Annotated in this window: 10 protein-coding genes, 1 tRNA gene and 1 pseudogene; 1 reads left to right on the forward strand and 11 read right to left on the reverse strand. The window is 40.4% G+C overall.

Translation table 11 applies throughout. The annotated features are described in order from the left end of the window. Positions 1-3 precede the first annotated feature (3 nt). The 5 genes from AOQ70_RS06895 to queG all read right to left on the reverse strand — a co-directional run bounded on the left by AOQ70_RS06895 (position 4) and on the right by queG (position 5,785). Positions 4-1,899, reverse strand: coding sequence for a PrkA family serine protein kinase (locus AOQ70_RS06895; protein ID WP_024425326.1), 1,896 nt, complete (start codon positions 1,897-1,899; stop codon positions 4-6). A gap of 375 nt (positions 1,900-2,274) precedes the next feature. Beyond that, positions 2,275-2,982, reverse strand: coding sequence for a YrpD family protein (locus AOQ70_RS06900; protein WP_039177393.1), 708 nt, complete (start codon positions 2,980-2,982; stop codon positions 2,275-2,277). Positions 2,983-3,155: 173 nt separating this feature from the next. Beyond that, positions 3,156-3,629: a tRNA (uridine(34)/cytosine(34)/5-carboxymethylaminomethyluridine(34)-2'-O)-methyltransferase TrmL gene (trmL, locus tag AOQ70_RS06905; protein ID WP_034282301.1), complete on the reverse strand. Its 474-nt coding sequence runs from the start codon at positions 3,627-3,629 to the stop codon at positions 3,156-3,158. Between the two features lie 43 nt (positions 3,630-3,672). Further along, a complete protein-coding gene (locus tag AOQ70_RS06910; protein ID WP_059375365.1) occupies positions 3,673-4,575 on the reverse strand; it encodes an amidase domain-containing protein in 903 nt (300 codons plus the stop codon). 61 nt (positions 4,576-4,636) lie between these two features. Beyond that, the gene (gene queG / locus AOQ70_RS06915; protein WP_059375367.1) at positions 4,637-5,785 is read right to left on the reverse strand and encodes a tRNA epoxyqueuosine(34) reductase QueG; all 1,149 of its coding nucleotides are present in this window, start codon (positions 5,783-5,785) and stop codon (positions 4,637-4,639) included. Between the two features lie 83 nt (positions 5,786-5,868). Here queG and AOQ70_RS06920 point away from each other — a divergent pair, with 83 nt between their 5' ends. Continuing rightward, the gene (locus AOQ70_RS06920) at positions 5,869-6,399 is read left to right on the forward strand and encodes a hypothetical protein (protein ID WP_231730839.1); all 531 of its coding nucleotides are present in this window, start codon (positions 5,869-5,871) and stop codon (positions 6,397-6,399) included. 163 nt (positions 6,400-6,562) lie between these two features. Here the strand turns inward: AOQ70_RS06920 and AOQ70_RS06925 are convergent. The 6 genes and pseudogenes from AOQ70_RS06925 to AOQ70_RS20130 all read right to left on the reverse strand — a co-directional run. Continuing rightward, positions 6,563-6,636 (reverse strand) — tRNA-Gly (locus AOQ70_RS06925). A gap of 127 nt (positions 6,637-6,763) precedes the next feature. Beyond that, the gene (locus AOQ70_RS06930; RefSeq protein WP_059375353.1) at positions 6,764-7,420 is read right to left on the reverse strand and encodes a hypothetical protein; all 657 of its coding nucleotides are present in this window, start codon (positions 7,418-7,420) and stop codon (positions 6,764-6,766) included. A gap of 80 nt (positions 7,421-7,500) precedes the next feature. Then, positions 7,501-7,782, reverse strand: coding sequence for a hypothetical protein (locus tag AOQ70_RS06935; RefSeq protein WP_041089539.1), 282 nt, complete (start codon positions 7,780-7,782; stop codon positions 7,501-7,503). Then, entirely contained in the window at positions 7,779-8,684 is a 906-nt protein-coding gene (locus tag AOQ70_RS06940; RefSeq protein WP_059375355.1) for a PqqD family protein, read from the reverse strand. Before AOQ70_RS06940 ends, AOQ70_RS06935 begins: the two co-directional genes overlap by 4 nt. Beyond that, entirely contained in the window at positions 8,668-10,134 is a 1,467-nt protein-coding gene (locus tag AOQ70_RS06945) for a hypothetical protein (protein WP_059375358.1), read from the reverse strand. Before AOQ70_RS06945 ends, AOQ70_RS06940 begins: the two co-directional genes overlap by 17 nt. Continuing rightward, positions 10,112-10,218 (reverse strand): annotated as a pseudogene (locus tag AOQ70_RS20130) (ABC transporter ATP-binding protein); the annotation flags it as partial. The pseudogene AOQ70_RS20130 and the gene AOQ70_RS06945, both read right to left, overlap by 23 nt.

Consider the following 10,218-nt stretch of genomic DNA (forward strand, 5'->3'; position numbering starts at 1 on the left):
TTATTAACGATTCAGAAGACTGCCTACATATTTTAAAAGTTCATTTGCACTTGTTGAATTATAGCCATGCTCATCAATCAATCTAGCCACTACTTCGTTGACCTTCTTCAGCTGCTGTTCATCCGGTGTCTTCGTCGATGTCGTAATTTTCACCACATCTTTTAGATCGGCAAACAACTTCTTCTGAATGGCCTCTCGCAATCTCTCATGCGAATTATAATCAAAGCGTTTTCCCTTTCTCGCATAAGCCGAAATACGAATCAGAATTTCTTCTCTAAATGCTTTTTTGGCGTTTTCAGAAATGCCGATCTGCTCCTCAATTGAACGCATGAGCTTTTCATCAGGATTCATTTCTTCACCTGTTAACGGATCACGCAGCTTGTTTTTATTGCAATAAGCCTCAACATTATCCAAGTAATTATCCATCAGCGTTTTCGCGGACTCCTCATAGGAATACACAAATGCCTTTTGCACTTCCTTCTTCGCAATGTCATCATACTCTTTTCGCGCGACTGAGATGAAATTCAAATAACGCTCCCGGTCCTCGCTGGAGATAGATGGATGCTGATCAAGCCCTTCTTTTAAGGAGCGCAGGACATCCAGAGCATTGATCGATTCCATATTCTTTCGAATGATGGTAGATGAAATTCGGTTGATTACATAACGCGGGTCAATTCCGCTCATCCCTTCATCATGAAATTCCTTTTTCATCTCATCAATGTCGACCGATTGGAAGCCTTCGACACTTTCTCCGTCATACAGACGCATTTTTTTCACCAAATCAATATCAGAACGCTTCGGCTCTTTCAATCTCGTCAAAATGGAGAACATTGCTGCTACCTTCAGCGTATGCGGGGCAATATGCACATCTGAGACATCACTTTCTGAAATCATTTTATGATAAATGCGTTCTTCTTCTGTGACCTTTAAATTATAAGGAATTGGCATCACAATAATTCTTGAATGCAAAGCCTCATTCTTTTTATTTGAAATAAACGACCGGTACTCGGTTTCATTCGTATGGGCGACGATCAATTCATCTGCACTAATCAAGGCGAATCTCCCTGCCTTAAAATTTCCTTCCTGCGTTAATGACAAGAGGTGCCATAGAAATTTCTCATCACACTTTAACATCTCCTGAAACTCCATCATCCCTCGGTTTGCTTTATTGAGTTCTCCATCAAAGCGGTACGCACGGGGATCTGACTCTGATCCAAATTCGGCAATGGTTGAAAAATCGATGCTTCCTGTTAAATCGGCAATGTCCTGAGATTTCGGATCAGACGGACTAAAGGTACCAATGCCGGTCCGTTTATCTTCAGAGAAAAAGATCCGCTCGACCCTTACATCCTCAATTCTGCCGCCATATTCCTCTTCCAGTCTCATCATGTTCAGAGGCGACAAATTCCCCTGCACACGAATCCCATATTCTCTATAGAAATCCTCCCGCAGATTTTGCGGAATGAGATGAAGCGGATCTTCATGCATAGGGCAGCCTTTGATCGCATAAACTGCGCCATGATCTGTCAGTGAATATTCTTCAAGACCTCTTTTCAATCTAGTGACAAGCGTCGATTTCCCCCCGCTTACTGGTCCCATCAGTAATAAAATACGCTTCCTGACATCTAGCCGCTTTGCAGCAGGGTGAAAATATTCCTCCACTAATCTTTCGAGTGATTCCTCTAACCCAAACAGCTCCTGATCAAAAAATTTGTAGGTTCTGACCCCATTCTCCTCTTCAATCCCGCTGTCTTTAATCATATGATAAACGCGAGAATGAGCAGATTGAGCGACAAGTGGATTTTCCTTAATAATGTCTAAATAATCGCTGAATGTGCCTTCCCATTTGAGACGCTGCTCTTCTTCTCTGTGCTGTTCGATTTTCTTTAAAATATCCATATGAACCTCCTCTTTCAAGATTGAAGCTAGAAATCAGATACTGTTTTACAATCTATGCGGAGGCGTCCTATTACATGCTTTCGTTCTTCAAAATGACGAATTGGCAAACTGAATTGACAACCATCCGCAAGACCCTTCATAATAAAGGAAAAATAGGAGAAAAATGATTTTCTTCTCCTGCTTTTCAAGGTGAACTTCACATCATATGAAACAGGCAGCGAACGGACAAAGGGATAAGGGGGAGCTTATATGAGAACGGTCATTATGATGGGCGTCATCATTACGTTTTTAGTATCCATTTTCACTGCTGGCTACGAAGGCAAGCCTGGGAAATGAAAAAAAGGATGTTCCATTTGCGGAACATCCTTTTTTCATTTAGTTCGTTGTTTTCAGCACTTGCATATTCACTGTATTCCCTGACACCTGAACCTTCGTAAAGTCTTGCGTATCGACCACAGGTGTGACGGCACGATTATCTAATGTGATGTCAGTAAAACGAGTAGAGAAGTTCGCACGGATGTCTTTTCGATAAATATCGTCAGTTACTGCTACCGTCGACAGTAGTTTCCACTTAGTCACAGCGCCAATGTTTGAGTTTTGAATTTCTGTAATAATGCGGCCGGTATAGCCAACATTATTTGTACCCCAGAACGTCGCTCTTGTATGCCCATTCAAATTTTTATAAATCGTCATTTGAACAGTACTTCCAGGTTTAAATCCCTTTGTATACGTAAAGTCGTTTTTTCCTTCGATATATGTCTCTTGATTATTTGCTCCTACTTTCATCGTAGGTTTCCACACATTATAGGTTGGACTGTATTGAAGCCCAATATCCGCTTCCTTTGAACCTGTGAATCCAGAATAAATATAAGCTGTACCATTTGACACACTCATTGCGGGAGGGAGCTGAATTTTTGTGACCAATATGGATCCGTTACTATTGATATAAGTACGCCCGCCAATCCCTTTTGATAGCTGCGCTGCTTCTATCTCCTGCGTCTGAGAGAGTCCTGGAATACTGACTGGAATCGTCCCCATTAAAATTGCTGAGCTGATGGCACTAGTGATCAGTAGCTTTTTCATCTCATTACTCCTCCTAATGGATTCATCATTTTTTGAAAACGTCATCACAATCTATCATACTACCTATTTATATTAACATGTCAAAAAAAGTATAATTAAGTCATATTTTTCATCTGTCTGTATCTTATCTCACATAAAAAAGCCGAGATCAGTATCTCGCTTTTATCATGATCTTATATGAGATCGCGATATTGCTGCTGGCGAAGTGCCTCATATACAAGAATGGCTGCCGTATTCGACAGATTCAGGGAACGAACATGCTCTGTCATCGGTAAACGAAGACAACGATCCATATTCTGTTCAATCAAATCTTTTGGCAATCCACTTGTCTCTCTGCCAAAGACGAAGAAATAGTCTTCATCCAGCTGAGAGTAATCAAATGTCGTATGCGGCTTTTGGCCAAATTTTGTGATATAGAAAAATTGCCCCTTCGGATGAGCCTCAAACAATTCATCAAGTGAATCATGATAGACCACATTGGCATATTTCCAATAATCGAGTCCTGCACGCTTCAGCATTTTGTCATCTGTCGAAAAACCAAGCGGACGAATCAGATGAAGGGTTGTATTTGTTGCTGCACATGTACGCGCAATATTTCCAGTATTAGCTGGAATTTCTGGTTGATATAAAACGACATGAAGTCCCAAAAAAGTTCACCTCTAATTTTCTTTTCCGCTCAACATTATACCACTAACTACCTTTCGCGGCATCGTCCAAAATGTGAAAAAACATATATCGAATAGCAGGTGTATAGGCGGTCGAATCCTCGTATGACCAATAACGCATGCGGCAGTCATACGTCTGTGCATTCACAAGAGGCATTCCGCCTTTGTCATGATCAACAACAATGGTTGTATGATTATACCTTCCATCACCTTCAAAATCGTAGCAAATGATATCTCCAATTTGAAGCTCGCGTGGTTCTTTGAGTTTCTTTGCTCTCAAACCCGCTTTCGAATTCGCTAAATAATTTTTCATCGCATGAGCTACCGTCCAGCTATAGCTCCACGTATGCGGACGCACCCACCAGCCAGACCCGCGGTTCGGATATCCTCTTGTTGGCGCATTCCCTGCTTTCAAACATTGTGAAATAAAATTTGTACAGTTATCTTCAAAATTTTTATAGGCTGGATTCCGTTTATTCCAGTAAGTCTCCGCATACTGCACGGCTGCCCGCCGGTCATAGTGAAAAGCTCTGCCGAATTGTTCTTCGGTCTGAAAGCGCTCATCCATAAGCTCTTCCCTTTGCCGCTCTTCTAGCATCATCCGATCTTTGACAAGCATGTCGTTATAAAGAAATGCTTCTCTTTTTTCCACCTGTTCCTCTAAATAAAAAGAATCGTCTACATCCTTGCAGACATATGTGAGATGAGCAAGGTACTGCACATGCTGAGCTCCATCATCTTGAATGGCTGAATCGAGAAGTTTTGTTTTTGCTTTCGCCTTCACAATTTCAACCTGTCTTCTAGCAAAAAGCTCTTTTTTCCGCTCTACTGCTTCCACATCAGACATAAGCTGCGGCTGCTTGATTGCACGGTCATTGATTAAATACGCCAGCCTGTCTTCTAAAGTTTTCTCTAATAATTGTTTCACACAGACACCACCAAACATTTTTTAAAATCTCTGTTTGGTTCATTCTATGTTCACAGGGATGTTATTTAGTATTTAAAGGTGTCTGCAGGAGCTCAATCCCTTTCACAATCTCCTCTTTCGCTTCTTCATCACTTTCTCGCTCAAGAGCCTTTTCCAGCTCTGGGAGCTTCTGATCATCGCCAATTTTGCCAATCGCCCAAGCAGCCGTTCCCCGAATGACCGGTCTTGGGTCCTTATGCATCAGCTCAATTAACACTGGTAAGGCAGATGTATCTTTAAAATGAGCGAGTGCCAAAATTGCATTCCGCTGAATGGGCTTTTTCCCCCGCCATGAACCTGAAACATGACCGTATTTTTCCTTAAACTCACGATTGCTGATCGTCAGAAGCGGCTTTAACAGCGGCTTTGCAATTTCAGGATCCGGCTCCATTTCAGGATGCAGATGAAAATCTTTTCCTTTATTGATCGGGCAGACAGTTTGACACGTATCGCACCCGTACAATCGATTTCCTATTTTCGAACGAAATTCGTCAGGTAAAAACCCTTTTGTCTGCGTTAAAAATGAAATGCACCGCTGAGAATTCAGCTGTCCGGGATTCACAAGCGCACCTGTTGGACACGAATCCACACATTTATTGCATGTTCCGCACTGGTCTTCAATTTTCTCATCCGGTTCAAACGGGACATTTGTGATCATTTCAGCCAAATACACATAGGATCCAAACTCTGGCGTGATAATCATACAGTTCTTTGCACTAAAACCAATGCCAGCACGTTCTGCTACAGCACGATCAGACAATTCTCCTGTATCCACCATTGATTTTGTCCGTATATCGACATGCTTGCTCCGCAAAAATTCTTCGAGCATATCAAGCTTTTTTTTCAGCACGACATGATAATCTGTTCCCCATGAAGCCCGGCAAAAGATCCCCCTTCTCGCATCCTTTGTACTTCGTGGAGCATCTTTCATTTTGGAAGGGTACGCGAGCGCTATCGCAACAATTGATTTGGCCTTCGGAAGCAGCAAAGAAGGGTTTGTTCGTTTTTCAATATCAGGCTCTTCAAAACCTGACAAATACCCTAACGATTCATGTAAGATGAGGCGGTCCTTTAATGAATCAAATGTATCGGCACTTGCAAATCGAATTTTATCGACACCAATTTCTTTCGCATATTGAATCAATTCTTCTTTTAATTCTCCAACATGAATCACCTTGCAAACCTCCTTTCTTTGTTTCTTCTGTTGTTTTCAGTATAATACGAGTGTATCATGACCGATTGGAGTGAGTCACTGTGAAGATACATATGGAAATTTCTCATCCTCAAAACCCGTCTATCCATGTTGGGCAGATTGAATATTCGCATATTGAAGTTGGCACATCACCTCAAATGTTAAAAGGCCGCTTACGCCTGTTTCAAGAATCTTTATTTTTTGAATACGAAGATAAAGTCTTAGAAGAAGTACCAGCCATCAAAGAATGGACGGATCTTTTAAAAGATGTTCCTTTCCTTTCACTTCTTTCTGATATCCAAAAGGAACAATTTATTGACTCGACCAATTCCGTACAGGATTTGTCGATATTTTTCTCACTAAAATATTTCTTACCCATCCTGACATTAGATGCCGATCGCATCAAAGGACCGCTTTCACTGACAAAACATGAGGCTGGTCACATCGAATGGCAGGACGGCGCAGGACTGAATAGATTATTTTCTCAAGCAAGTACAGCACATATTTCTCCAGACACAAAGAACATTCTTCAAATCATCCTTTTCCCTCCATCTATTTCCCGGGAAAGAGTGAAGCTCTTATTCAATCCTTGACGAAGATGTTTGTACAAATACATGGGGGAGAAAGCAAATATGAACTCATTGAAAAAGCACTGTAGCCTGACAGTGCTTTTTCACATTATACTGACATAATAAAAAACGCAACACTTCGTTTATCTATGAAACGAAATACTGCGTTATAAACAAAATTATGTATTGGAGCGGGTGATGAGAATCGAACTCACGACATCAGCTTGGAAGGCTGAGGTTTTACCACTAAACTACACCCGCATCAATTTTTTAAAAGCAACGTCATCGCGTTGACTTTTATTATGTTACAACTTTCTTAACAATTCGTCAAGAGAATATGAAGATTTTTCGTCAAAAAAATTCATATTCACCGTATATATTACGATAGTTATTTATCTAGCTGGATATAAAATAAGTATGCATGTGACTTATTTTTCAGCGCTTGCTTTGGATTCTTCTCAATTACGTCAAGCATTGGTGCATTTCCTTCTTTCCCCATTGCTGCAGTATATGCAATTAGTGCCTTTCCCCCTGAAGCAACTTTGACAGATTCAGATTGTGCAGAAAAAACATAATCATTTACTTTGAACGGAAAGCTTGATGTCGCTTTCGTCATCCCATCATTCTTTTTATCTGACCAAATACTAAATTGTGATTCATATGTATCTTTCTCATGATGTAATTGAAGAAGTACATTCACCGTTTGGTCGGTTCCATTCTGGTGTAAAGTAAAGGTAGCAGATGATGCTTCCTTATTCACTAATCGGCCATTTTTGTAATGGCTCCCGATAAACGTAATACTCTTGTTCTTCTTCGTTAATCCTTTCAGTGTCAGAGCCACCTTTTCATTAGTCGTTGCTGCTTCTAGTAAGTTTTTTTCTTTTTTTGAGAGTTTCATTTGTTCGATGGTTACTTGGTTTTTAGTAGCAGGCTCTGTTTTTATTGTCGAAACCGTCTTTTCGGTTGTCGTTGTTTCTGCAGCCTTCTCGCCGCATCCTGCTAATAGAAAAACTGTGAATAAAAGAATGCTCCATTTTTTAAACATTGTGATCCCCTTTGATGTTTTTTATTTCTTATTATTCTAAAATTTGGTTTTTCATACAAAAAAAGATTAGGAGAATTCTCCTAACCTTTCGCTCTTTTCTGCTTTATTGCTGATAGGCATGCCACAATGAGAAAACTCGCAGCAAAAATCACAATCATATAAATAAAAAAGTTTGGCTTGATCTGAAAAGTAAATGCGGACGAGCCTTCCATTTCAAAAGCGAGACTGTTAAATAATAAAGCATCATTCGTTTTTGATTGAAATAAATGATAGAACAATACGCCGATTGTCAGCATCGGAAAGCCTAAGAACCCTAGAAAACCACCAACTATTGCGCCTTGTTTCATCGCCTGTACGTTCATGATCGTTGTCCTCCCATTCCCCCAAGCAATAGCTGCTTCATAATGGATTTACCATCCCCCATAAACGGAAGAAGATAGAGTAATTGGATAAAATACGAGATTGAAAAAATGAAAAAACCTGTTGAAACCGGATTTTCTTTTAGAAATAAAATGGTCACAATGATGCCTGCTGCGCCAATCACACCGGGAACGAGCGGTCCAAGCAGCGTGATCCACACCTGCTTTTTCTGAAACGGATCTAACACGGGTCTTACAAACTTCACTGACATCATGTCACTCGCAAAAAAGCCTTGAGGACCATCTCGCCCTGCAAATTTTCGATGCGCATAGCCATGTGCCGCCTCATGTAAGGCAGTTCCGGTAATTAACCCGAAATATATAATCGTAAAATAAATCGCAATGGCTGCAATCGATGGATCAGGAATGAATAAAAAAGCGAGCCCTGCCATGACCATGAAAAGCATCCAGAAAAAGATGATTTTACGCGTCACCATGAGCAAAGCCGTTCCAAAAATGTGAAGGAACGAGTGACCAGTACAATCAAATCGTTCCTTCATTTTGACTTGATACTGCTTGAAAAATTGACAGCAGGCTGTCACAATCCGATACGGTGAATGATAATGAATGGACAGCAAGTGATGCTGATTCAATCCCGTCATCAGCTGATAAAAGTCACGAGCAATCACCGACTCATCGACCTGAAATAAATCGGCGAGCTCTGCTGTAATACTCGCTTCTGTCCTTTTACCGTCCACTTTCGTTAACATATGATAGGCACTTTCATTGATCGGGAGTGTGCTTCCATACTGCGTATCCGTGAGATGCCTCTTTTGTAAGCTCACATACGGAGCTAGTTCCGGTACCCGCTCAATCTTTAGTTTATTGTTAAGAAGTTGAATCATGTGAATACCTCCATGAAAAACCTTTGTATATGGCAAAGATGAGCAGACCCTCAAATGCAGCGACAAGCAGCCATTGAAGCGTTTGACTCGATGCCCCTATGACATAGTTTCCAATAAAAACAATCGGAATCATGAGTAAAATAAGCGCTCCAAATGAAAATATGCCTGTGTAGGGATTGTTTCGATCAAGAGGAAGTAAAATACCTACTATATAAAAGAGCGCAGTGGCATTGCATAAGACAGCGGCACCAATCAACGCGTGCCAAAATTGATCAGGAAGCGTCAGCGTTGTCAGCATGAATAAAACAATTTGCAGTACACCAACAAGCAGAAGGCCGATAAACTTATACAAAGCCACTTCCCATGATCTCAGGCCAAATGTTTTATACATCCCCAGCATTCGTTTATCATTGCCAAACGAATTGAAGGCTGTTAATCCAGCAAGAGCACATAGAACAAAAAACGCTTCTTGTTCAAAGCGGAATCCAAATTGATAACGAACGAATAAGATCACAATGAGAAGAATAAGAAAGTTTAAAATGTTTTCTTCATTCCGTACCTGTGACTTCATTTCCTTCACAATAAGTGACCACTTTTTTGAAGAAGAGAATGGCAGCTTGTGTAAAAAGGTTAACGCTTTTTTCTCTGCCATAATCGGCATCATCGCAAGAGAAAGAAATGCGCCGCCTGCCGATAAAAGGATGAACAGAATCAAGATGGCATAATTCACCCCTTCAGGAGACATTCCTTGTGCCGCTAAGAAAAACGGTGCTGTAAAATACATCAAATGATAATCAAACTGTAGATATGATTGCTGAATTTGGCTAATATCAAAATGCGTCAATCCATACGCAACAACGAGTGCCAATAAAACAAATATCGCTGCAAATTTTTGCAACGGTAATTTTAATTTCAAAACGAGTAAATAAGTGATATTGTAAATAAACTGCAGGAGCATTAAGACAAAGAGCGACTGCAAAAGCACCATCAAAAAGAAAGTAAAGATAAAGAAAATACCTATTCCCTGGGCAATAAAATTAGGTAAAAGCAGAATACCGATAAAAAATAAAACAAGTCCTGTCACCACTGTCACCATCGGAATGAAGTATCCAAAACTTTTCTGAAAGGTAGAGAGCGGAAACCAGCTGAGCTGCATAGAAAACCGGTCTTGTTCAGGTGTTCTGACCTTGATCAAAACGAATAACAAGCTTGTAAAAATAGAAGCATTGATTGCCATTGAGACAACGAGTAATCCAAGTGACCGTTCATCTCCATTTAAGAAAGCCTTCATAAAGACACCTGTAAAGCTATATCCGATAATGGCCCCCATTGTGACGGCAAACAAAAAGAATAAGACCACAGTGATCCGCTTGGTTTGAGTATCAAAGAGCTTATACATTTCCTGCTGCCACATTTTAAGCATCATTTTAGAAATGATTAATGATTTCATCAAAATGTGCACCCCTATCACTTAACATTGAAGCTTTCAGAAACACCTGTTCCAGTGTGCTTGATTGATACTTCTCCTTTAAGG

Origin of the sequence: Bacillus sp. AM 13(2015), assembly GCF_001518755.1 — a bacterium.
Taxonomy (GTDB): domain Bacteria; phylum Bacillota; class Bacilli; order Bacillales; family Bacillaceae; genus Bacillus; species Bacillus safensis.